This is a genomic window from Tardiphaga sp. 42S5 (assembly GCF_034044155.1).
GTDB classification, from domain to species: Bacteria; Pseudomonadota; Alphaproteobacteria; order Rhizobiales; family Xanthobacteraceae; genus Tardiphaga; species Tardiphaga robiniae.
Genome location: NZ_CP139027.1, coordinates 4186649 through 4210325, shown reverse-complemented (window position 1 = coordinate 4210325; position 23677 = coordinate 4186649). Strand labels below are relative to the sequence as shown.

At 62.1% G+C, this 23677-nt stretch carries 19 protein-coding genes; 8 read left to right on the top strand and 11 right to left on the bottom strand.

Going from position 1 to position 23677, the window contains the following annotated elements:
• Window positions 1-18 precede the first annotated feature (18 nt).
• The 3 genes from prfB (at window position 19) to SFY93_RS19595 (ending at window position 2589) form a co-directional block, all read left to right on the top strand.
• Window positions 19-1150, top strand: a protein-coding gene (gene prfB / locus SFY93_RS19605) for a peptide chain release factor 2 (RefSeq protein ID WP_139285829.1) whose coding sequence is annotated in 2 segments (ribosomal slippage) — window positions 19-87 and window positions 89-1150 — 1131 coding nt in all. Because the reading frame shifts where the segments join, the coding sequence is not laid out codon by codon here.
• Between the two features lie 3 nt (window positions 1151-1153).
• Window positions 1154-2032 carry an NAD(P)-dependent oxidoreductase gene (locus SFY93_RS19600; RefSeq protein ID WP_320444265.1) on the top strand — a complete coding sequence of 293 codons (879 nt, stop codon included), beginning with the start codon at window positions 1154-1156 and terminating at the stop codon, window positions 2030-2032.
• Between the two features lie 173 nt (window positions 2033-2205).
• Entirely contained in the window at window positions 2206-2589 is a 384-nt protein-coding gene (locus SFY93_RS19595) for a hypothetical protein (protein ID WP_320444264.1), read from the top strand.
• Between the two features lie 84 nt (window positions 2590-2673).
• On the opposite strand, the gene SFY93_RS19590 is transcribed toward SFY93_RS19595, so the two are convergent.
• Complete coding sequence (locus tag SFY93_RS19590; protein ID WP_089264128.1) at window positions 2674-3303, bottom strand: helix-turn-helix domain-containing protein; 630 nt, start codon at window positions 3301-3303, stop codon at window positions 2674-2676.
• A gap of 228 nt (window positions 3304-3531) precedes the next feature.
• Between SFY93_RS19590 and SFY93_RS19585 the strand changes: the two genes are divergently transcribed.
• On the top strand, window positions 3532-4401 hold the full coding sequence (locus tag SFY93_RS19585) for a fumarylacetoacetate hydrolase family protein (RefSeq protein ID WP_320444263.1): 870 nt from the start codon (window positions 3532-3534) through the stop codon (window positions 4399-4401).
• Between the two features lie 196 nt (window positions 4402-4597).
• Window positions 4598-5578, top strand: coding sequence for a tripartite tricarboxylate transporter substrate binding protein (locus tag SFY93_RS19580; protein WP_089264130.1), 981 nt, complete (start codon window positions 4598-4600; stop codon window positions 5576-5578).
• Here the strand turns inward: SFY93_RS19580 and SFY93_RS19575 are convergent.
• From SFY93_RS19575 to SFY93_RS19555, 5 genes are all read right to left on the bottom strand, one after another.
• Window positions 5575-7725, bottom strand: coding sequence for a carbamoyltransferase C-terminal domain-containing protein (locus SFY93_RS19575; RefSeq protein WP_320444262.1), 2151 nt, complete (start codon window positions 7723-7725; stop codon window positions 5575-5577). The genes SFY93_RS19580 and SFY93_RS19575 overlap by 4 nt on opposite strands.
• Window positions 7726-7797: 72 nt before the next feature.
• Window positions 7798-9156, bottom strand: a complete 1359-nt coding sequence (locus SFY93_RS19570) for a M23 family metallopeptidase (protein WP_320444261.1) — start codon at window positions 9154-9156, stop codon at window positions 7798-7800.
• 91 nt (window positions 9157-9247) lie between these two features.
• On the bottom strand, window positions 9248-10042 hold the full coding sequence (locus tag SFY93_RS19565) for a peroxiredoxin (protein ID WP_320444260.1): 795 nt from the start codon (window positions 10040-10042) through the stop codon (window positions 9248-9250).
• Between the two features lie 20 nt (window positions 10043-10062).
• On the bottom strand, window positions 10063-10203 hold the full coding sequence (locus SFY93_RS19560; protein WP_158005733.1) for a hypothetical protein: 141 nt from the start codon (window positions 10201-10203) through the stop codon (window positions 10063-10065).
• A 195-nt stretch (window positions 10204-10398) separates the two neighbouring features.
• Complete coding sequence (locus tag SFY93_RS19555; protein WP_320444259.1) at window positions 10399-10959, bottom strand: hypothetical protein; 561 nt, start codon at window positions 10957-10959, stop codon at window positions 10399-10401.
• On the opposite strand from SFY93_RS19555, the gene SFY93_RS19550 reads away from it, so the two are divergent.
• On the top strand, window positions 10915-14148 hold the full coding sequence (locus SFY93_RS19550) for a YhdP family protein (protein WP_320444258.1): 3234 nt from the start codon (window positions 10915-10917) through the stop codon (window positions 14146-14148). The genes SFY93_RS19555 and SFY93_RS19550 overlap by 45 nt on opposite strands.
• A 45-nt stretch (window positions 14149-14193) precedes the next feature.
• On the opposite strand, the gene SFY93_RS19545 is transcribed toward SFY93_RS19550, so the two are convergent.
• Window positions 14194-14937 carry an IclR family transcriptional regulator gene (locus SFY93_RS19545; RefSeq protein ID WP_175368901.1) on the bottom strand — a complete coding sequence of 248 codons (744 nt, stop codon included), beginning with the start codon at window positions 14935-14937 and terminating at the stop codon, window positions 14194-14196.
• 238 nt (window positions 14938-15175) lie between these two features.
• On the opposite strand from SFY93_RS19545, the gene SFY93_RS19540 reads away from it, so the two are divergent.
• Together SFY93_RS19540 and SFY93_RS19535 are read left to right on the top strand one after the other, a co-directional pair.
• Entirely contained in the window at window positions 15176-16399 is a 1224-nt protein-coding gene (locus tag SFY93_RS19540) for an ABC transporter substrate-binding protein (RefSeq protein WP_320444257.1), read from the top strand.
• A 103-nt stretch (window positions 16400-16502) separates the two neighbouring features.
• A complete protein-coding gene (locus tag SFY93_RS19535) occupies window positions 16503-17273 on the top strand; it encodes an SDR family NAD(P)-dependent oxidoreductase (RefSeq protein WP_120289404.1) in 771 nt (256 codons plus the stop codon).
• A 75-nt stretch (window positions 17274-17348) separates the two neighbouring features.
• Here the strand turns inward: SFY93_RS19535 and SFY93_RS19530 are convergent, their stop codons facing one another.
• The 4 genes from SFY93_RS19530 to tyrS form a co-directional block, all read right to left on the bottom strand.
• Window positions 17349-19043: a methyl-accepting chemotaxis protein gene (locus SFY93_RS19530; RefSeq protein ID WP_231080590.1), complete on the bottom strand. Its 1695-nt coding sequence runs from the start codon at window positions 19041-19043 to the stop codon at window positions 17349-17351.
• Window positions 19044-19219: 176 nt separating this feature from the next.
• Window positions 19220-20914: a methyl-accepting chemotaxis protein gene (locus SFY93_RS19525; protein WP_320444256.1), complete on the bottom strand. Its 1695-nt coding sequence runs from the start codon at window positions 20912-20914 to the stop codon at window positions 19220-19222.
• A 123-nt stretch (window positions 20915-21037) separates the two neighbouring features.
• A complete protein-coding gene (locus SFY93_RS19520) occupies window positions 21038-22255 on the bottom strand; it encodes an MFS transporter (RefSeq protein ID WP_320444255.1) in 1218 nt (405 codons plus the stop codon).
• Between the two features lie 85 nt (window positions 22256-22340).
• On the bottom strand, window positions 22341-23591 hold the full coding sequence (gene tyrS / locus SFY93_RS19515; protein ID WP_320444254.1) for a tyrosine--tRNA ligase: 1251 nt from the start codon (window positions 23589-23591) through the stop codon (window positions 22341-22343).
• Window positions 23592-23677: the final 86 nt, after the last annotated feature.

Genomic DNA, 23677 nt, shown 5'->3' with positions numbered 1-23677 from the left:
CGCCAGATCAGAGTTTCCATGCGCGCTGAAATCGAACGCCTCGTAGAAGAGATCAAGCAGTCAGTCGGGCTGCTGAGGAGGCATCTTTGACGTCGATGCATCCACGGCACGACTTGCAGAGCTGAACGCTCTCGCCGAAGACCCCAATCTCTGGAACGACCCGCAAAAGGCCCAAAGGCTGATGCAGGAGCGCACCTCGCTAGAGGATTCGCTTCAGGGCATCGGCAAGGTCATGCGCGAACTCGACGATAATATCGAAATGATCGAGCTCGGCGAGGCCGAGGGCGATCAGGGCGTGGTGACCGAAGCCGAGAATGCGCTCAAGGCGCTGAAGAAAGAGGTCGCGCGCCGCGAGCTGGAGGCGCTGCTGTCCGGTGAAGCGGATCGCTTCGACACCTATCTCGAAGTCCATGCCGGCGCCGGCGGCACCGAGAGCCAGGACTGGGCCTCGATGCTGCTGCGCATGTATACGCGCTGGGCTGAAAAGCACGGTTTTAAGATCGAGTATCTCGAAGAGACGCAGGGTGAAGAAGCCGGCATCAAATCGGCGACCATCCAGATCTCCGGCCATAATGCCTATGGCTGGCTGAAGACCGAAGGCGGCGTGCATCGTCTGGTGCGTATCTCGCCTTACGACTCAAACGCCCGTCGGCACACGTCGTTCTCGAGCGTCGCGATCTTCCCGGTCGTGGACGACAGCATCAAGATCGATATCAACGAGTCCGATGTCCGCGTCGATACGATGCGTTCAGGCGGCGCCGGCGGTCAGCACGTCAACAAGACGGAGTCGGCGGTGCGTCTGACGCATATTCCGAGCGGCGTGGCCGTGGTCTGTCAGGCCGGCCGTTCGCAGCACAAGAACAAGGCCCAGGCTTGGGACATGCTGCGCGCACGTCTTTACGAGATCGAGCTGAAGAAGCGCGAAGAGAAGGCTGCTGCCGATCAGGCCGCCAAGACCGATATCGGCTGGGGTCACCAGATCCGCTCTTACGTGCTGCAGCCCTATCAGATGGTGAAGGACCTGCGCACCGGCGTGCAGACGTCGGACACCTCAGGCGTGCTCGACGGCGACCTTGACGAGTTCATGGCGGCGACACTGGCGCAGCGCGCCTTCGGCACATCGCCAGGCGCAATCGACGACGTGGACTGAGCCATGCCCCATGTTGCGTTCATCGGTCTGGGACGCATGGGGCACGGCATGGCCGGCCGCTATCTCGAAGCTGGTTTCAGCGTTGCCGTCTGGAATCGGAGCAGGGCGAAAGTAGAAGATCTGATCGCACGTGGCGCACGCTGGGCAGCTTCGCCGGCGGATGCAGCCGAAGGCGCCGATGCCATCGTCACGATGGTCGCCGATGACGAGGCTTCACAGACTGTGTGGCTCGGCATTGATGGTGCGGGGCGAACCGCGAAGGCGGGCGCGCTGGCGATCGAATGTTCGACAGTGTCGCACCAGCACGCGCTCGACCTTGCCAGGGCGCTGCAGGATCGCGGCCTGATCTATATCGATAGTCCGGTCACTGGTCTGCCGGACGCGGCTGCGAGCGGCAAACTCACGCTGCTGGTCGGCGCGGATATTGCGGACCTCGACAAGGCCCGGCCGTTCCTCGCGCCGATCGGATCGACGATCCGGCATTTCGGCCCCGTCGGATCGGGTACGGTTTACAAGCTGATCAACAACCTGATGGGCGCAATCCATATCGCTGGGCTCGCCGAAGGTCTGGCCATCGCAGAACATGCCGGGCTGGACATGAAGCTGGTGTTGGAGTCCATCGCAAGCGGCGTCGCGGCAAGCCCACAGGTGCTGCGACACGCACCGCGGATGGTGGCCCGCGATTATTCAGGTGCATCCTTCACCGCTGCACTGCGCCATAAGGATGCAGCCTATGCGGTGAGATTGGCGGAGCAGCTTTTGCGGGCGAGGCCCCTGGTCGGCGCAGCGGCTGTTGAAGCCTATGAAAAGGCGAAGGCTTTCGCGCCAGACGATGACGAAGCCAAAATGATCGAGCTCATCTCGCAACCGAGAGACGGCTGAGCAAGCTAACCACCCGCCAAAGTCTGCGGCGTCTTGAAACAGTCGCGTCGCCGCGCGTCCGCTTCCGTTCTTCGCGCCACCCGATATCATCCGCGTGCCGGAACTCAACATCCGGCGCTGGCTTATCCTGACGCCGCATGTCGCGGTGTCACGAATTCAACGGGGTGTGGGGCATGAAGAAGATCATTCCAATTCTTGCTGTTGGCGTTGCATTGATGCTGGGCGGCTGCGGCCGCGATCCCGGACCAGCAGGTCCGAAGGGCGAGACCGGAGCGCAGGGGCCGGCCGGCCCGCAGGGTGCGCAAGGCGTTCAGGGCATTCCCGGCGCGCAGGGACAGGCGGGTGCACAGGGACCTCAAGGTCCGCAGGGCACGGCCGGCGCCAAGGGTGACAAGGGCGATGCGGCACCAGTGAGCTTCCGCGCGGTGCAGGCAGATGGCGCGATTAGCTGCGAGGCGACGGAGACGCTGGTGTCCGTTGTCTGCCCGAGTGGCGGTGCACCGGATGGCACCAAGTGCACTACGACGCCAACCGTTGGTCTGTGCCTGAAGAAGTAATCGTGTGGCAGATTGAAATCGGCTGCTAGCCAACAGGTCCCTCGCTCGCAGGTGAGCGAGGGCCTTCAAACTTGCGGACGCGTGCTAGGCCTTGCCGTCGCTGCGTCGTCCGTAACTCGGAGGCACCGAAATTACGAGATAGTATTCACACCGGCGCGCAGTCTTGTTCTCGAACCAGTGCTCGACGTCGACTTCGAAATACAGCGAGTCACCCTCATCCAGAACCGTCTCGGTATCCTTGGTGCGCACGGTGACGCGCCCGTGGGTGGCAAGGACGTGTTTGGATGTGCCCTGCGGGTAGGCGGGCAATTTGCCGGTCGAGGTTTTCGGGGGCAGGTGATGCAGGACGACTTCCACTGCCATGCCGGCCATGACGGGCGACAGCAGGAAGCGCTCGAAGCCCGTCTTTGAATCGCGAAAGATCTGGCGTTGATCCTTGCGCACCACAGCGAAGGCGCGGCGCGGCGCGTCGTCGTCGCCCATCAGCGTCGAGAACGATGTTTCCAGAGCCAGCGCGATACGTCGCGCGACCCCGATCGTCGGGCTCTTCTCGCCGCGCTCGACTTTCGACAGCATCGCCCGACTGACACCGGACTGCTTGGAGAACTGCTCCAGGGTCAGGTTGGCCTGTTCACGCAATATGCGAACCCGATCGCCGAATGCGCGACTGACGGGGTCTTCACGAACGACCTTCCGCGTCGCCGGTTTCGCCATATCGGGTGCTGCTCCAATGTCATTCGCGGATGTAATCCGCCGGTGATTCCATCTTAGGCGCCGTTGCCCGCCATGTCACATCCTGCTGCGGCAGATGACCGCGTGCGTCTTCTAAAGAATAAATAGCCGGGATGATCAGCTTGCCAAAATCTTCTATCGAAGATAGGTGTATCTTTAGAAGATGCCGGCGATCCGTTCGCCGGACAAGCAGACATATCAGGAGGAAGAATGCACCTTGTTACTTTCCTGCATGAGGGCCGGGCCACGGTCGGCATTGCAGATCAGGCGCTCACTCAGGTCTCGCCGCTGCCGCGCGACGTTGCCCCCGATATGATTGTGCTAATTGCCAATTTCGATAGCCTGAAGGGTACGCTTACCGCTTCAGCGGGCGCGCCCCTTCCTATCGCCAGCGTTGAGCTTCTTGCGCCAATCCCGCGCCCGGCACGCAATGTGTTTTGCGTTGGCAAGAACTACCATGAGCACGCGAAGGAATTCGCGGGTAGTGGTTTCGACTCCTCGGCAAAGGAAGTCGTGCCGGAAGCGCCAGTCATCTTCACGAAGCCGTCGAGCACGGTGATCGGTTCCGGCAAGTCGATTCCGAATTATCTCGATCCGACCGACAGCACCGACTACGAAGGCGAGCTGACGGTCGTCATCGGGCGTGGCGGCCGCGGCATCAAGAAGCAAGACGCGCTGGCGCATGTGTTCGGTTACACGATCATCAATGATGTCACGGCACGCACGCTGCAGCACAAGCATCGTCAGTGGTTCATCGGCAAGGGCATCGACGGTTTCTGCCCGATGGGTCCGGCGATCCTGACCGCTGACGAGATGCCCGACCCGACGAAAATGCGACTGACGACATCCGTCAACGGCGAAAAGCGCCAGGATGCGTCGGTGACCGATCTCATCTTCGACATTCCGACGCTGATCGAGACGCTCTCGGCAGGGATCACGCTGGAGCCGGGCGATCTGATCGCGACCGGAACGCCGGCTGGCGTCGGCCTCGGCTTCACGCCGCCGCGCTTCCTGAAGAAGGGCGACGTGGTTACGATCGAGGTCAGCGGCATCGGCAAACTCGAAAACCCGGTCGGCTGATTAAGCTTACATCGGTTGCGGTTTTGATGAAGAGGCGCGGGGCATCATCTGCCCCACGCTCAATTCTGCGAACTTCAACAACTTAGAGCTTTGAGAGCGCTCCAAGGCGCGCAGGCGCTGTCTCCCGAGATGGCGCGTCGTCCCCTGGATGCGACTGAAACCAATGCGTTGCTTAAAAACAAAACGGGAGACAAGTATGAAACGTCGTGACTTCATTGCAGGCCTCGGGGGCCTGTCGACGCTCGCTTTGACCGGTCAGGGCGTACGCGCGCAGGAAGCCTGGCCAAGCCGCAACATCACCATGGTCGTGCCATTTCCGGCCGGCGGGCAGGCCGACATCGCCGCGCGTCCGGTCGCGAGCTATATGCAGAAGGTCCTCGGCAAGCCGGTCATCATCGACAACCGCAGCGGCGCCGGCGGCTCGCTCGGCAACGCGACCGTTGCCCGCGCCCAGCCTGACGGGCATACGCTGCTGATGACGCTGTCGTCGCTCGCGGTGCTGCCTGAGTCGGATCGCATCTACGATCGGCCGGTCGCCTATGAAGTCGATCAACTGCAGCCTGTTGCGCGCGTGCTCGCAGATCCGACCCTGTTCGCCGTGCCGGCCAGCGCGCCGTGGAAGACGATTCAGGAATTCGTCGCTGACGCCAAGGCGCGTCCCGGAGCGATATCATACGGATCGTCGGGCCCGTTCGGTACGTTGCACGTCTCGATGGAGATGTTCGCGATCGCCGCCGGCATCAAGCTGCTTCACGTGCCGTATCGTGGTGCAACGCCTGCGATCAGCGATCTCCTGGGCGGCCAAATCCAGGCGCTGGCCTCGGCGCCGGGCACGCTCAAGCAACATGTGGATGCCGGGACATTGCGTGTTCTCGCAAACTTCGGCGGCGAACGCCTCGCTGCCTTCCCGAATCTGCCGACGTTCAAGGAACTGGGCTATCCCGATGTCGAATTCTACATCTGGGCCGGCCTGTTTGCGCCGAAGGGAATGCCCGCACCGGTCGTGACCAAATTGCGCGAGACAATGAAGCAGGCGATGAGCGATCCGGAAGTCACGAAGACGTTCGAGGCTGCGGGCAACATGCCCGCCTATCAGGATTCGGAAGAGTTCGCGGCGTTCGTGGCCAAGGACAGCGCGCGTCTGGTTGCCGTCGCAAGGAAGATCGGCAAGGTCTAACTGCGGCTGCGTGTCCACTCTGACAGCCAGGCCGTGAAGCGGCCGCTGTCGCGGGTGCCGCCATGCCAGGCGGCAGTCACCTGACCGTCGCTTGCAACCATCAGCACCACGTCGAGACCCGCCGAACGGCACAGGGTCTCGACGGCCTGCTGCGGCGTCTGTGCGATCGGGCCAGCGACGTTGAATGAGGTATTCACCGAGAGCTCAACGCCGATATGGCGACCGAGCGCCTTGAGATAGGCATAGGTTAGTGGATCGTCCTCGGCGCGGACGATCTGGATACGGCCGGTGCCATCGGCATGGATAACGGCCGGAATTCTCTCCCGTGCATGAGGCTTCGATTGCGCCGTCAGCACCATGTAATTGTAGGCGTTGTAGTTCGCGTCAGACGCGCCCTCCAGCAAATCGAAATACTCGTGCGCCGCGTCAAGCGTCGCCATTGGCGCCAACGGGCGGATCGCCTCGCGATATTTCACGCGTTCATTGAGCCGTTCCCGCGTACCGGCGTCGCAGGGATTAGCGAGGATCGAGCGATGCCCGAGCGCACGTGGCCCGGTCTCCGCCGCGCCCTGATAAAGCGCGATGATGCCGCTCTGAGCGACCATGAAGGCCATCAGGTCGGCAATTGCATCGCAGCCCTCAGGCGTTGAGATATTGCCGATTGTCTGTGTCTTGATGTCGTCAGCCTGCAGTGCCGCGGTGATGTCGCTCTGTGTCGGCGCATCGCCGCAATAGAACGCGTGCGTCATCGCGGCGCCGCGTGGCGCGCCGATGAGATGCGCGAACATCCAGGCAGCGCCGATGGTCACGCCGGGGTCGCCGGGTGTCGGTGGAATCCACAGATGCAGTCGTTTCGCGCGACCTTGCGCCTTCTGGAACCATGTTTCGTCGAAATGCTGCAGCAGTCGCATGTTGCCGAGCGCGTTCAGTGCCACGCCGCCGGTGAGCACCAGCCGATGCGCGCCGGTGGTGCGCAGTAGATGATCGACGACGTGCTTCATCGCATCTTCGAAGACGAGTTGCGTGGCCGCGGCCTTATCGAGGCGATCCTGCGTATCCGGTCGATGCTGAATATCTTCGACGCGCAGCACGGCGTCCGGATTCCAGAGCTGATCTGGTTTGAGCGGCTCGCCGAGAATCTTGATCAATGCGGACTTATAAGGCGCCTCGAACGGGTCGCAATACCAGTTGCCCATCGCGCGGTTGAGTTGGATCTCACCATTTGCACCGAAATGCAGCACCTCGCGCAACCGTGCGTAATACGGATTGCTGGCGCGATCCATGTCGCCCCAGGCGGCGGCGCCCATGTAGCGGCCCTCGCTGGACAGCCAAGTCCAGCCGCCCTGTGTCGAAGAGATCACGCTGTAGAACGCGCCGAGGGCGTCGAAGACGCTGTTATTGCAATAGAGCCGCTTCATCTCGCCGTGCTCGGCGACATAGAGCGAGATCGAGCCCTGATCACCGGTCCCGTCGAGGACGGCGATAGCGACCGGCTCATTGCTGTCTTCGAATGGCGACGCTGCAAATGAGAACCAGGCGTGGTTGTCGTGATGGGGCATCATCAGCAGCGGGACACGCGCGGGCAGATCGAATTGCTTGCGGAGCAGCTTCGGGGTCCGCGTCATCTGCTCGAGGCGTCGTGCGTCGAAGCTGACGGAATTCTTGGTGCGCAGCAGCTTCAATCCGTCGGGAAGTTCTTCGACGATGCTTCGCACCAGCGTGCCGAGCAGATCGGGATAGTCCCAGGTCGTCATCCATGCATCGATATCGGCGACGTCACGGCCCATCGCTTGCAGCGTGACGCGCATCGCATCGAGTGCTGCGCGCGGATATTGCGTGGTGTGCTTGTCGCCCGAGAAGCGCTCTTCTTCGTTGTTGATGATGAGGCGCGGACCGTGAGCCTGCGTGACTTCGACCAGCGCCACGCCGGAATTGTGCGTGCCGGGCAGTCCGAGGCCGGCGAGCAGAATCGTTTCGCCGCGCGCCAGCTTGGCGCGGAGCTCCGAGATGCGACGGACCGTGAAATGGGAGTCGTTGGCGTGAAAACCTGCCAGCGTCATCGCCCAGGTCGCGACCCGTCGTGTGGCGCGGAAACAGAACCGGCCGAGGCGGGGGAAACTGGGACCGATGCGTCGGGGGGATTTCAACGGGCTGCCTCGGATTGACGGAGACCCGCTTCAATCACATCAGGGGCAGGGCAACAATGCCCCACATCCAGTTCAGCCTGCGTTGAGGCGAACGCCGGCGCGGAGAAATTTCTGCGGATCGACAGCTTCGCCATCGATACGGGTTTCATAGTGCAGATGCGGGCCGGTGGAGCGGCCGGTCGAACCGACCAGGCCGATCACCTGGCCGATCTTGATGACATCGCCGACCTTGACGTTGATCGCGGACATATGGCCGTAGCGGGTCGACAGACCGTTGCCGTGGTCGATCTCGACCATGCGGCCGTAGCCGCCGGCATAGGCCGCGGAGACGACGCGGCCATTGGCCGTGGCGCGGATCGGATCCCCGGTAGCACCGCGGAAATCGAGGCCGGCATGCATCGCAGGACGGCCGAGGAACGGATCGCTGCGCACGCCAAAGCCTGAGGTGAATTCGACTTCGCCGACGACGGGCTTGCGATAGGGCACCAGCGCCATGGTCCGGTTTAGCTTGTCCATCTGCGCACGGGTCACGTGGATGCGGTAGAGCTGGCGTTCGAACGGATCCGCGCTCGATGACAGTTTGACCGGCACAAACGGGCCGCCCATGGGCGCGCGCGGTGTGGCGGATTCGAGTTTCGCCATATTGAGCCCGAGGTCCGAGATCGCGCCACGCATGCGACGAACCTTCGAGTCCATGGATTCTTCAGCCGCGGCGAGCATCGCAATCTGGCGGCTCTCGACCTGATCGAGCGAGGCCTGCAGGCGACCAATCACATTGTCGACGCCGCCGAGTTTGGCGAACTGGTTAGGTTGCTGGGCGGTGAGCGCAGGCGTGCGGGACTCAAGCCGCGCTTCGCGATCCGGCGGCGCCACGAAGGTTACCGTGTCGCTGATCGGTGACGGCTTGGGGATCGATGTCGTTGGCTCGATCGCGGCGCCACGGGCCGGCGGCTTGCCGATCGAACCTGTAACAGACAGATCGGGCATGGTGCCGAGCGCCGTGGCGCGCGATTCCAGTGTGGTTTGCCGGCGCATGACCTGATCGAGCTTCTGGTCGAACTGCTCCTGGTCCAGCATCTGGCGGCTGGTGGTGCGGTCGATCTTGGCGCGGAGTTCAGCGATGCGATCTTCGTAGGCATATTGCATGTCCGCCTGGCGCGCGATGAGCTTGGTCAGCACGTCGTCGCGAAAGGCGAAGTAAGTGGCTGTGGCCGCAGACCACGCGCCCAGCACGGTCACCGTGCCGACGACGATCCAGAACACCACAGGCCCGATGCGGACCTGCTTGCCGCCATGAGCAATCGTATAGTCGCTTTGATTGGCTTTCGGGGGCGGCGCCTTGACCGGCCCGACGCGACGCGCCTGTGGCCGTCCATGGTCGTGTGCGTGGTGCTGAGGGTACTCGGCATATTGGGTAGGGCGGTTCGACATCAGCACTCCTGATGCCAGCCGGAGACTCGTCGGCTGGCTCAACGGAGGCGATTTGAGCCCTTCATGGTTAATTTTGAGCAAATGACTTTGATCAAATCCGACGTGCCTCTTCGAGCACCGCGTCTGCGTGTCCGTCCACTTTGACGCTGTGCCAGATCTTCGCAACGTTGCCTTTTGCATCGATCAAAACCGTGGTGCGAAGAACGCCTTCGAAGGTCTTGCCGTACATGGATTTCTCACCCCAGGCGCCATAGGCTTTCAGCATCGATTGTGTCGCATCCGACAGCAGCGGAACTCCCAGCGCAAACTTGTCGCGGAACGACTCCTGAGCCTTTAGCGGGTCGGCCGAGACGCCAAGCACGGCGGCGTTGGCTGCCTGAAAGTCGGCGGACAGGCGGGTGAAGTCGATGGCTTCCTTGGTGCAGCCCGGAGTGCTGGCGCGGGGGTAGAAGAAGATCACCAGCTTCTGGCCAGCATAGTCCGACAGCGAGACCGTGGCGCCGCCGTCACGGGGCAACTGGAAGGCCGGAGCCTTGGCCCCCTCGGCTGCGACACTAGGCGCCGGTGCGATTTTCTCGCGAGTTGCTTTCGGTGCCGCCACGGAGGGCGGCGCAGGCTTCGCAACTGCTTTGGGCGACGCCTTCGCGGCGATCATCTTAGTCGCTGGAGCCTTTTTGGCGACAGGAGCCTTCGCGACTTTGGCGGCTGGCTTGGCTAGCGCCTTGGACACGGCTTTCGCCACAGGCTTGACTTGCTTGGCGGCAGCCTTTTTGGCTGGGGACTTTGTCGCAGCCTTGGCAGGCTTCTTCGCCTTCGAGGGAGAAGCAGTCTTGGCCGTTTTCTTGGCGGCGGCCTTGGCGGGTTTCTTGCTGGCTTTCTTGGCCATGGATGTTCCTTTCTTCGCGTTCAGCGGTTCAATTGCGCGGCGCGCCCGACGAGGCGCTTGGCCGCAGTTTCCAGCGTCAATCCGGCTTTCGCGCCCGATGCGTTTTCTGCCACTGTACAGATGGCTCGTTTCGAGGGATTCTTGCGCGATTTCTTGGACATACGCCTTCCTTTCGTCGCTTTCAGCGGCTCAGTGTGATGACATTGCAAAGCACCGGCGATCGGGTGGCGGCACGTTGCGGTGCAAATGCGCTGGCCCAAATATGCTGGTCTCGGAGTATGGTTACAAAGGATTCGACGCAACACACGTTCCGTGCGCCATAGGGGCGCCGCAACGACCGCACGACGAGTTATAATTCAAACCGAGGATTGGCAGCGATGCCGGCAGAAGAGCGCTCGTCGGTTGTCGATGCGCGAAGGGCCGGTGACGATCATTCTCATAGTCAGCGCCAGCACCGAGAGGCAATGGCCAGAAATAAGCCGCCACAAGCGTATCGATCGCGCGCCGATGACGAGTCCTTGCAATGGGATGATGCCGATTGGGATCATCAGCATGACGAGGCCGGGCATCACCGTGCACGCCGCTTGCTGTCCAAGAAAGATAGTGGCTGGCACCGTTTCGGCGATCGACTCGTTGCGGTTCGCGATTGGCTGTTCGGCGGTCGATGGGTCAAGCGGATCGCGGCTGTTCTCGGCATCCTTCTGATTATTTTTGGTGTTTGCTTTGGCGCCTTGTGGGTCCGGCTGGGCGCAGGCCCGATCAATTTCGACATGGCCACACCGTGGCTGGTCGAGGCGATCCAGGACAATATCGGGCAGGGTAATACGGTCGAAGTTGGCGGCACGCAGATCGAACGCGCCGGGCGGGTCCGGATGGCTGTGCGTATCCGCGACATCGTCGTCCGCGATCGTGATCACGCCGTCGTGGCCAGTGCTCCGAAGGCCGAAGTCCGTCTCTCTGCTGCTGCCATGATGATGGGCCGCTTGCGCGCCGAAAGCCTCAACTTGGTCGATGTCGTGCTGGCTGTGCGCATTACGCCGGATGGGCAGGTGACGGTGTCGACCGGCGAGAATGCTCGCCCGATTGCGACGGGTGTCGCATCGCCGCGCACTCCAGGGTCGTGGCTCGGTCCGGGCAGACAACCGGAACTGACCTTCCCGCGGCAGCCGCAGCCGCCAGTGGTCCAGATTCCGCAGCCCCCTGCTGACAAGCGCGAGGCCTCCACCGGCTTGCTTGCGGGTCTCGATTGGCTCGACAGCCTGACCCTGTCGGGCCTCGACGGACAGAACCTCAACGAGATCGGTCTGAAGAATGGCAAGCTGGTGGTTGATGACCAGCAACGCGGCAATACGTGGGACTTCAACAATATCAGCCTGACCCTGCGCCGACCGAGCGGTGGCGGCGTCATGATGACAGTGGGCGAAGGCGGCAAGGCCCCGTGGACACTCGGCGTCACGGTCGGCGCGCCAACCAATGGCGTGCGTGCGGTCAGTCTGCGGGCCGACAAGGTCTCGACCCGGAATATCCTGCTCGCGCTGCGCATGAAGGATCTCACTTACAGCGCCGATCTGCCGCTGACCGGTGAGTTGAGGGGCGAAATCGGGCGCGACGGCCTCCCGACCTATTTCCGCGGCAAGCTCACTGCAGGCGCCGGCAACATCATCGATAATGACACGCCGGATTATCCGATGCCGATCGATCAGGCGGAGCTGAGCGTCGAGTGGGATGCCGGCCGCCGTGTGCTGCTGGCGCCGTTCAAGTTCGTGTCCGGTGAGAACCGCGTCACTTCGCTTGCCCATGTCGAGCCACCCAATGGCGCGACCGACTCGTGGCAGGCAGGGATCAGCGGCGGCACCATCGTATTGGGTGGAGGTCCGGGTGAAGCGCCGCTGATCTTCAACAGCATCGACATCGGCTTGCGTTTCGATTCCGACAACCGCCGGGTTTTGTTGACGCGGGCGAATATCAGCAACGGCGAGATCGGGGTTGCCGGCACAGGCAGTATTGACTACGCGGGCGAGCCGCGCATGACCCTCGGCTTTGCGGGAACGCCGATGTCCGCCTCGGCGCTCAAGCGTATGTGGCCGATCCTGATCGTGCCGGAAGTGCGCGAATGGGTCACCGAGCGCATCGAGGGCGGGCAGCTTCAGAGCATCGAGATCGGGGTCAATTCGCCAACCAAGAACCTAACACGGCGCGGGCCGCCAATCCCCGATGAGGGGCTGTCGGTGAAGATCCTCGCCAATGGCGTGGCGCTACGTCCGGTGGATGGCATGCCGGTGATCCGCGACGGCGATCTGCGCGCGCGCGTCACGGGACGGACCGCGACCGTGACCATCGGTCAGGCAAACTCCGAGACGGCGGGCGGACGCAAACTCAATCTCAGCGATATCGTGTTCGAAGTTCCGGACATGGCGCCGAAGCCATCGCCAGCTCGCGTGCGTTTCAAACTGGAGGGACCGGTGGCGGCCGTGGCCGATGTCCTCAACTCCAACCGCCTGAGCGAAGTCACCGGCAACATGCTCGACCCGGCGACCACCAAGGGCAATGTGACCGCTCAGGTCGCCATGGGCATGCCGATCCAGCACGAACTGACCAAGGCCGATACGACCTACAACATCACCGCGGATCTGACGGCATTTTCCGCCGACAAGCTGGTGATGAATCAGAAGCTCGAAGCCAATTCGCTGAAGGTCACAGCGAACAATCAGGGCTATCAAGTTAAGGGTGACGTCAAGATCAACGGGCAGGCGGCATCGCTCGACTATCGCAAGCCGACCGATGGCGATGCCGATGTGCGTCTCAACGCGACGCTCGACGATGCAAGTCGCGCGCGGCTCGGTGTGGACCTCGGACCGGCGGTGGTCGGCAATCTCCCGATCAAGGTTGTCGGCAAGATTGGCTCCGGGGACCGTGACAGCAAGCTCGGGGTCGACGCCGATCTGACGCCGTTGAAGCTCGACAATATCCTGCCGGGCTGGATGAAGCTGCCCGGCAAGAGCGCTCGTGCTGTCTTCAACGTCGTGAAGAAGGGCGACACAACCCGTCTGGAAGATATTGTCGTCGATGGCGGTGGGGCTTCGATCAAGGGATCCGTCGAAGTCGATCAGAACGGTGACCTCGTCGGTGTGAACTTCCCGACTTATTCGCCGTCCGAAGGCGACAAGACGTCGTTGAAGGCAGACCGTGGTCCGGATGGCGTATTGAAAGTCACGATGCGTGGCGACGTGTTCGACGGCCGCGGCTTCCTGAAATCGGCGATTTCAGGCAAGGATGGGGATCCCAAGAGCAAAACCAAATCGGTCGACTTCGATATTGACGTGAAGCTCGGCGCCGTTGCCGGTTACTACGGCGAGGCGGTTCGCAGCGTCGATGCCAAGATTTCGCGGCGCAACGGCACGATCCAGAAATTCTCCCTGAGCGGAAAGCTCGGACGCGACACACCGCTGACGGGCGACATGCGCGGGCGCTCCCAGGGGGCCGGCCGTGACGTCATCTATATCGAGACCAATGATGCCGGCGCCTTCCTGCGCGCGACCGACACCTATTCCAAGATGTCGGGGGGCCAGCTCGCATTGGCAATGGATCCGCCCTCATCGGACACCCGCGCCAAGGAAGGACTGATCAATATCCGCGACTTCAACGTCAAGGGTGAGGCGCAGCTGGCCAGTGTTGCCGGAGGCGGGCAGAACGCGGCGCAGAGCAGCGTCGCGTTCTCGCGGTTGCGTGCCGAGTTCACGCGGCAGAACGGCCAGCTCACCATTCGGGATGGCGTCGTCAAAGGCCCGACCGTCGGCGCGACCATCGAAGGCAGCATCGATTACCCGCTCAACCAGGTTCGGATGAGCGGCACCTTTGTGCCGATGTATGGACTGAACAACATGTTCGGCCAGATTCCGATCGTCGGACTGTTTCTCGGCGGCGGCAGCAATGAAGGCCTGATCGGCGTCACTTACGAAGTCGTCGGTACGCCCGGAGCGCCGGTGCTGCGCGTCAATCCGATCTCCGCCATGGCACCGGGCGTGTTCCGCAAGATCTTCGAATTCGGCACCGGCAAGCAGAACAATTCGGTCGAATTCCCGAACCAGAACAACAACAGCAACTAACGACGTCTGTGGCTCAAGCGCAGCGCTCGCCGCATTGTGCGGGGCTTAGCTTGACGCGAGTTCGGATGCGAATCTCTGTATCAGCTTCTGGATGATGGCTGCCGTTTCGGGACGCCGTGTCAGGCAGCGCGACGTCGGACCGGCAACCACGAGCGACAACCGGCGATGTTGCACCGGCAAGGGCACGGCGACGCCCGCGAGGTCGGCGATATATTCCGATGAACTTTGCTGATAGCCGCGCTCGGCCGCCTCTCTGAGTTCGTCCTCGATCGCCTCTGCCGTTGTCGGTGTCGTGTGGGAGAAGGCTTCGAACTTGATCTTGCGATAGATCGCCTTGCGTTCCTCGGGCGAATGCTGCTCGAGAATGGCGCGGCCCACCGAACTCGCATGGACCGGAACGCGGTCGCCTATCTGCGCGAAGTAGCGCACCGAATGCGTGGACTCGACGACATCCAGGAAGATTGCTGACGTTCCGGCGAGGGCGGCGACGCCGGTCGTTTCGCCGGTCTGGTCGGCGATTTCGGTCACCAGCGCATGGGCCGCGTCCGGGAGCGGCTCGGCATCTGCGACAGCGCGGGCAAGCATTAGCCAGCGTGGGCTGGGATAGTAGCCGTTGCGCGCACGGGGCTCATAGAGCCAGCCCTTGTCGGCGATGGTGCCGACGAGATTGAACGTGCTAGAGCGCGGCCAGCCGAGGTCGTCCGAAATTTCGGCGAGCGTTGCGGGGCGTTTGCGCCGGGCGAAATACTCCATCAATTCAAGGACGTTGGCAGCTTGTCTGACCAGCATTGGAAATCTCATTCTTCCTTGTTGGCACGTCACGCGTCGCGACACGCTTGCGATTCTGCGCGTTCTGGTTGGCCCCTGTATCGCTGAAACGTCCTTGAAGCCATCCAGATCGGCGGCGGTGGTCTTGACTTACAATTCACGTATAGGTCTTATAAATTCATAAACAAGAATTATTCACGCGATTGCCGGGCTGGCGCCTTGCCAGGGTGAATCACGGAATTTGTCAGGGGAGGAATAGATGACCATTCGCAATACTGTTGCCGTGTCAGCCGTGGCGCTGTCGCTCGGATTGCTGTCCGCGCAGATGGCGTCGGCACAGACGCCGGTGAAGCTTGGCGTTCTCGCCGATATGTCCGGCATCTTCTCGGATATTGGCGGCATGGGCTCGTTCGATGCCACCAAGATGGCTGTCGAGGACTTCAACAAGCTCCCGGGCGCGGACAAGTTCAAAGTCGAAGTGATCCAGGGCGATCCGCAGAACAAGCCGGACATCGCGCGTAACATTGCTCGCAAGTGGTACGAGACCGAAGGGGTCGATGTTCTCGTGGACATTCCGACCAGCGCTACGTCGCTGGCCGTCGCGCCGCTGACGGCCGAGCTCAACAAGGTCGCACTGTTCACGGCGTCGGGCACCTCGGACCTGACCGGCAAGGCTTGCACCCCGAACTCGGTGCACTGGACCTACGATACCTGGGCGCTGGCGCACGGCACCGCCGATGCAATGACCAAGGCCGGCGGCAAAAGCTGGTTCTTCCTGACTGTCGACTTCGCGCTGGGCGCTTCGCTAGAGCGTGATGCTACAGCCGTCATCAATGCCAATGGTGGCAAGGTGCTCGGCAGCATCAAGCACCCGACCGATTCGAACGATTTCGCGTCCTATCTGCTGCAGGCGCAGGCCTCCAAGGCCGAGGTCATCGCACTGGCGAATGCCGGCGGCGATACCATCAAGGCGATCAAGCAGGCGTCTGAATTCGGTATCGTGCAGGCGGGCCAGAAGCTCGCCGGCATGCTGATGTTCATTTCGGATATCCACTCTCTCGGTCTCAACACGGCGCAGGGCCTGCAGCTCACTGAGGGCTTCTACTGGGATCTGAATGAGCAGACCCGTAGCTTTGGCGAGCGGTTCGCCAAGCGTAACAACGGCCGCTATCCCAGCATGAATCAGGCCGGCGCCTATTCGGCGTCGCTCACCTATCTGAAGGCGGTCGCCAAGGTTGGCTCGCCGAAGGATGGCGCGGCGGTCGTGAAGGCGATCCGCGAGATGGGTACGTTCGACGATCCGCTGTTCGGCAAGACCACGCTGCGTGAAGACGGCCGCGTGCTGCACGATATGTATCTGCTCCAGGTCAAGAAGCCCGCTGAGTCGAAGAAGCCGTACGATTATTACAATGTTTTGGCGACGATCCCGGCCGATACCGCATTCCGTCCGCTCAAGGACGGCGGCTGCCCGCTGATCAAGTAACGGCGCAACAACGAACGACGAGAACGCGTAGATGTCGGTGACCCCGCACTGCGCGTTTTTCATTGTCTGAACTGCAATTTTAAAACACCACAAGGACAACAGAATGCGTCTCGCCAATAAACTCGCCGCCGTCACCGCTGCTGCATCGGGCATGGGACGCGCCGGCGTCGAACTGTTCCTCAAGGAAGGCGCCAAGGTCGCCGCCATTGACGTAAATGCGGACGCGCTCGCGCAGCTCAAATCCGACATGAAGAAGCTGGGTTATGAGCTCACCACCATCCAGGCCGATCTGTCGAAAACCGAACAGATGAAGAGTTCAATCAACGACGCGGCTGCCGCGCTTGGCGGTATCGATATCCTCTGGGCTCATGCCGGCACGCCGGGTCCGGCCGGCGTCGAGAATCTCGACCTCACGGCCTATGAATTTGCGATGGCGCTCAACGTCACCTCGGCGACGCTGGCGGCCGGCGAAGTGATCAAGCACATGCGCAAGCGTGGCGGCGGCTCGGTGATCTTCACCTCGTCGGTGTCGGGCATTGTCGGCTCCATGATGAGCCCGATCTATTCGGCTGCTAAGTTCGCTGTGGTCGGCCTCACCAAGTCGCTGGCACAGGCATTCGCTTCCGATCAAGTCCGCGTCAACGTGATCTGCCCGGGTCTTGCGGATACGCCGATGAAGCTCGGTTTCACCGGCCGCTCGGGCGTCGCAGCGGAAGCTGCGGCCAACGAGGCCAAGCTTTTGGCGGCGGTGCCCATGGGCCGTCTCTGCAAGGCCGAGGATGTGGCGCATGCCGCGCTGTGGCTCGGTTCGGACGATGCCTCCTTTATCACGGGCGTTGCGCTGCCGGTGGACGGCGGCTTCACCGCGCGTTGATCGGCAGTTACTCCTAAAATAGCGAAGGGCGCAGTCATTGCTGACCGCGCCCTTCGTGCTTGAGGGATATCTGCGTCAGGCGGCGCGAACGCCGGCGAGGAAGGTTTTGACTTCGCCGGACAGTTGCTCGGCCTGTTTCGACAGGCCGGTTGCCGCACTCAGCACCATGCCCGCAGCGTTGCCGGTCTCGTGCGCTGCCGAGCTGACACCGCCGATATTGGTGGTGACGTTCTGGGTCGCCTGCGCTGTCTGCGTCACGTTGCGAGCAATTTCGGCAGTCGCCGCGCCTTGCTCCTCAATGGCCGAGCCGATCGTCGTGGCGATGGCGCTGACTTCCTCGATGGTGGCCGTGATGCCCTGGATGGCATCGACGGCTTCCTTGGTCGCGCTCTGGATTTGCGCGATGCGCGTGCTGATCTCCTTGGTGGCATCGGCGGTCTGCCCGGCGAGGCTCTTCACTTCGGTGGCGACCACCGCGAAGCCGCGGCCGGCATCGCCAGCGCGCGCAGCTTCGATGGTGGCGTTCAGAGCGAGGAGGTTGGTCTGGGCAGCGATGGTTTGGATCAGCTCGACGACATGTTCGATCTGCTGTGCGCCATCCGCCAGCGCCCGCACGATGGTATCGGTGCGGCGTGCACTATCCACCGCGTGCGACGTGATCTTGGCGGACTGGGCCATCTGACGTGCGATCTCGGTGATCGACGAGGATAGCTCCTCGGCGGCAGATGCGACCGTCTGCACGCGCGTGCTGGCTTCGGTCGCAGCCGAGCTGACCATCGTGGCCTGCTGGTTGGTCCGATCGGCCGTGCCCGTCATGGATTGCGCGGTGGCTTCGAGCTCGGTCGAACCCGACGCCATCAGTCCGACCAGCTGGCCGACGGATGCGTCGAAGCGATTGGCGAGAGCGATCAGCGCATCGCGCTTTTCGGCTTCGCTGAGGCTTTTCATTTTGGTCTGCTCGGCCTCGAGGGAGCGCGCCGTCAGCGATGTCTGGCGCAGCATCTCTAGCGTTTCCGCCATGCGGCCGATTTCGTCGCCGCGATCAGTCTCCTCAACCTTGGCGTCGAGCGCGCCATTGGCGATGTCATGCATGCGTGACTGCAACCGGCGCAGTGCGCCCAGAATGTCGCTGGAAATCAGCCAGGACAACAGCGCCATAAGTGCGAGCACGCCGGCACCAATAGAGCCGAGCCGCATCAGCAGGGCGTTCATGTCGGCATCGAGGTCGTCCACATAGACGCCAATGCTAATGACGACGTTCCACGGCGCGAATTTACGGGCGAACACGACTTTCGGTCGGGGCTCATCCTGTCCAGGACGTGGATACAGATAGGTCGCGGTCGCACCTTCAGGCTTGCTGTTGGCGGCGGCGATGACGGCGGAGGCGATCAGGACGCCATTGGAATCCTTGCCGTTGGTGATGGTGCCTTCGAGCTTCGGCAGCGTGCCGTGGACCATCACGGTGGAGTCGGCGCGATAGGCGAGCACGTAGCCCTGTCCCTTGTCGAACAACATGCGCCGGCTGCGCAGGCGAAGCTGATCTTCGGCTTCGGGCAACTTCATCTTGCCCGCTTCAACTTCGTCCTGGAGCGATTGCGCGAGGCCAGTGACAAGATCGACGGCGGTGCGGAGCTGCAAAATCCGATCCTCCATCATCCGCTTCTGACTAAGCGAAGCGGCGACCGCGATGACGGCGCAGACCGCAATGGCAGAGACCGCGACCATGCTGACGAGCTTGGTGCGGATCGTGAAGTTACTGAGCAGACTCATCTGGACCTCGGCGTGAGAGTGGCCAGACAATGATACCGTCAATCTGCTTACCAATGGTAAATCACGGGTTGCAATGCATCCCTTTCAGCATGTGCCGCTTCGTCAGGTCCTGAAATGAAAAAGGCGCAGTCATTGCTGACTGCGCCTTTCATTCAATGGGGTTTAGTTCGTCATGCTTAGGCAGCCCGCACGCCGGCGAGGAACGTCGTGACTTCGCCAGACAATTGCTCGGCCTGCTTCGATAGGCCGGAAGCGGCGTTGAGCACCATGCCGGCAGCGTCGCCGGTCTCATGCGCGGCAGCGCTGACGCCGCCAATATTGGTAGTGACGTCCTGCGTAGCCTGCGCCGTCTGCGTCACGTTGCGGGCGATCTCCGCGGTCGCGGCACCTTGCTCCTCAATGGCGGAGCCGATCGTGGTGGCGATGGCGCTGACTTCCTCGATGGTGGCGGTGATGCCCTGGATCGCGTCGACAGCTTCCTTGGTCGCACTCTGGATCTGCGCGATGCGGGTGCTGATTTCCTTGGTGGCGTCGGCGGTCTGACCGGCAAGGCTCTTCACTTCGGTCGCCACGACGGCGAAGCCGCGGCCTGCATCACCGGCGCGGGCGGCTTCGATCGTGGCATTTAGCGCCAGCAAGTTGGTCTGGCCGGCAATCGTCGAGATCAGCTCTACGACATGCTCGATCTGCTGCGCGCCGTCAGCGAGGGCGCGAACGATGGTGTCGGTGCGGCGGGCGCTATCGACGGCGTGGGTGGTGATCTTGGCCGACTGCGCCATCTGACGCGCGATCTCGGCGATAGACGATGACAGTTCCTCGGCGGCGGCGGCGACCGTCTGCACGCGGGTGCTGGCTTGCAAGGCGGCAGTGTTGACGATGCCGGCCTGGTCATTGGTGCGGGCGGCGGTGCCGCTCATCGACTGCGCGGTGGCTTCGAGTTCGGTGGAACCGGATGCCATCAGGCCGACCAACTGGCCGACCGAGGAGTCGAAACGATCGGCGAGGGCAATCAGCGCATCGCGCTTCTCGGCTTCGCTCATCTGCTTCAGCTTGGCCTGTTCGGCTTCCAGCGTACGTGCGGTGAGCGAGGTTTGGCGCAGCATCTCCAGCGTCTCGGCCATGCGGCCGATTTCGTCGCCGCGATCGGTTTCGCCGACGTTCTCGTCCAGCGAACCATTGGCGATTTCATGCATGCGCCTCTGGAGTCGGCGCAGTGCACCGAGGATATCGCTGGCGATCAGAAAGGACAGCAGCGCCATGACGCCGAGCACACCGGCGCCGAGCGAGCCGAGCCGGACCAGCAAAGCGTTCACGTCGGCATCGAGATCGTCGACATAGAGGCCGGAGCTGAGCGTGGCGTCCCACGGCGCGAAGTGGCGCGCATAGACCATTTTGGCGGCGGGCTCGGTTTGGCCTGGTCGTGGATAGAGATAATAGGTCATGCCGCCGGTCGCGCTCTGCTTGCCGGCGTCGATGATCGCTTTCGAGATCAGGACGCCGTTGGAGTCTTTGGCGCCCGTGTTCTTGTCTTCGAGTTTGGGATTGCCGGCATTGACGAGGATGACGCCGTCGGGGCGGTAGGCTACGAGATAACCCTGCTTGTTGCCGAACGTCATGTTGCGCGCGCGCATACGAAACTGCATCTGGGCGTCGGCGAGACTGAGTTTCCCGGCCGCTACTTCCTCCTGCAGGCTTTCGGCCATGCCGAGCATCAGGTCGGTCGCCGTGTGAAGCTGCTCCATACGGTCTTGCTGCATGCGCTTTTGGCTTAGCAAAGCGGCCACTGCGATGACGGCGCAGATGGACGCGGCAGACACCAACACCATACTGGTGAGCTTGGTGCGGATGGTGAAACGGCTGAGCAAACTCATGTCGACCTCTGATCGGAACACAACTGGCAAAAAGATACCAGCGAGTCGCTTACCAATCGTGAAAGCTGACAAACTCAGATAGATCGTTCGCTGTGCGAACTATTGCGCCGAGAGGTTTGAGCACTATTGGCGCAATGCTGGGACGACGAGAAACGGGATCATGCCGATCACGACGCTGATCAAGGCAAAGGCGAGCAGCGAGTTGTAGCTCTGGGTCCAGTCATGCAGCAGGCCACCGGTCCATGATCCAAGTGCCGATCCAAGCCCGCTGCCGAAGGTGATCGTCCCATAGATCGTGCCGACCCGCTTGCCGCGGAAGATCTTCATCGCGGTCGCTGTCAGCAGCGGACCGCGCGAGCCGATCATGCTGCCGAAGCAGACGACGAAGCCAGTGAGCAGCGCATAGTTCGGATACCATTGCAGCAGCCAGAGCATGACGATACCGAGGAGCGACAGGCTGTAGCTGAACAGAATGGACGGCCGTCGACCGATCACGCCGTCGAGCCAACTGACGCCGAGCATACCGAACAACAGCACCACTCCGCTGAAGCCCCAGGCGGTCGCCGCCTGCAGCGGTGGGAAACCGACATCGATCAGATAGGCGACGACCTGCGGCGAGATTGCATACATGCCGATGGCGGTGAAGAAGAAGGTCCCGAACAAAGCCCAGAATGCGTGATGGCGCATGGCGCTAATCAGGGTCCAGCCCTCGTCGATGAGCGTCTCGCTTGTCTGCGGCTTCTCGAGATGCGGTGAGCCCGCGCCGAACCTGCGCCACGGCAGAAACAGCAAGGGCAACAGGAGCGCCAGGACGCCAAAGCCGAAGATGCGATAGGCGCCGCGCCATTCGACGTGATCGATCAGCAACTGGGCGATAGGTAGCATCAACAACACGCCGGCGCCGGTTGCTGAATACACGACGGACATGGCGGTCGGCAGCCGCTTGCCGAACCAGCGTCCGAGCAGCAGGGAGTTCGGCACGTTGCCTATACAGGCTATTGCGAAACCCAGACAGAGACCGAGCGCGAGCTGAAATTGCCAGAGCTTCTCCGCATAGGCTGCCGCGAGCAGTGAACCGCCAAGCAGGGCGATGCCGGCCAGGAACACGGTGCGCGGACCGGAGCGGTCGAACAGCCGTCCGACTAACGGTCCCGCAAGGCCGACGCAGAGCGCGATGAGCGAATAGATCGAGACGACCTCGGCGCGGTCCCAGCCGAAGGATTGCGAGATCGGGAGCAGAAAGACAGTGAAGCTTTCCTGCAGGCCGCGTCCCAGCACGGACAGTGTGAAACAGACACCGAGAACAGTCAGTCCGGTGCGTTGGGACGTCTTCAAATCCATCTGGCTTCTTCTTCACGGCGTTTGCGACAGCCACGCCATGGAGCGCGTTTCGCAGTGCATGAACAAGTGCGCTAGACGAATGTGGCTATGCAGGCCTGAGCAGGATGTGCCGCTTTTTCCCGAGCGAGAGCTTGATGACGCCTTCCGTCAGCAGCGCAGGGGTTAGCATCATTTTCTCGTCGGTCACGGCAACATCGTTGACGCGCAAGCCGCCGCCCTTGATCTGCCGCCGCGCTTCGCCGTTCGACGCGACGAAACCGGCATTGACGAAGGCCGCGAGGACACCGACGCCTGCTTCAAGTTCACCTTGCGGAATATTGACGGTCGGCAAGCTGTCGGCGAGCGCACCTTCCTCGAAGGTCTTGCGTGCCGTCTCGGCAGCGGCATTTGCTGCATCGCGGCCGTGCACCACTGCCGTCGCTTCGGTGGCGAGGATCTTCTTCGCCTCGTTGATCTCCGAACCGCCCAAGGCCGCGAGCTTGGCGATTTCGTCGAGCGGCAGGCGCGTGAAGACCTTGAGGAAACGGCCGACATCGGCGTCTTCAGTGTTGCGGAAGTACTGCCAGAAGTCATAGGGGCTGAAGAGATCGCCATTGAGCCAGACGGCGCCGGAGGCCGACTTGCCCATCTTCTCGCCGGACGACTTCGTCAGCAGCGGTGTGGTCAGCGCATAGAGCTGCGGACCGCCCATGCGATGGCTGAGATCGACGCCGTTGATGATGTTGCCCCACTGGTCGGAGCCGCCCATCTGCAGCAGTGTGCCGTAGCGGCGGTTGAGCTCGACGAAGTCGTAGCCCTGCATGATCATGTAGTTGAATTCGAGAAAGGACAGCGACTGATCGCGGTCGAGGCGCAGCTTCACGCTGTCGAAGGACAGCATGCGGTTGACCGAGAAGTGGCGGCCGACGTCGCGCAGGAATTCGACATAGTTCAGCTTCAGCAGCCAATCGGCATTGTTGACCATCATGGCGTCGGTCGGGCCGTTGCCATAGGTCAGCATCTTGCCGAAGATCTTCTTGATGCCTTCGATGTTCTCCGCGATCTTCTCGACCGTCAGCAGCTGCCGCTGGTCGTCGCGGAACGAGGGATCGCCGACCATCGAGGTGCCGCCACCCATCAGCGTGATCGGGCGATGGCCAGTCTGCTGAAACCAGTACAGCATGGTCACCGAGATCAGATTGCCGATATGCAGACTGGTCGCCGTGGCGTCATAGCCCACATAAGCCGTGACCGGTCCCTTGCAGCAGGCGGCATCCAGCGCCTCGGCGTCGGAGACCTGATGAATCAGGCCGCGGCTCTGCAGGACGTTGAGAAAATCGGACTTGTAGGTGGTCATCGGTTTACGGCTCGGTTGGGATAATTTTACGCTGTCTCAATGGATTGGCGGCAAGGTGGAAGGCGTACTGGCCGGCCCAAAGTGCC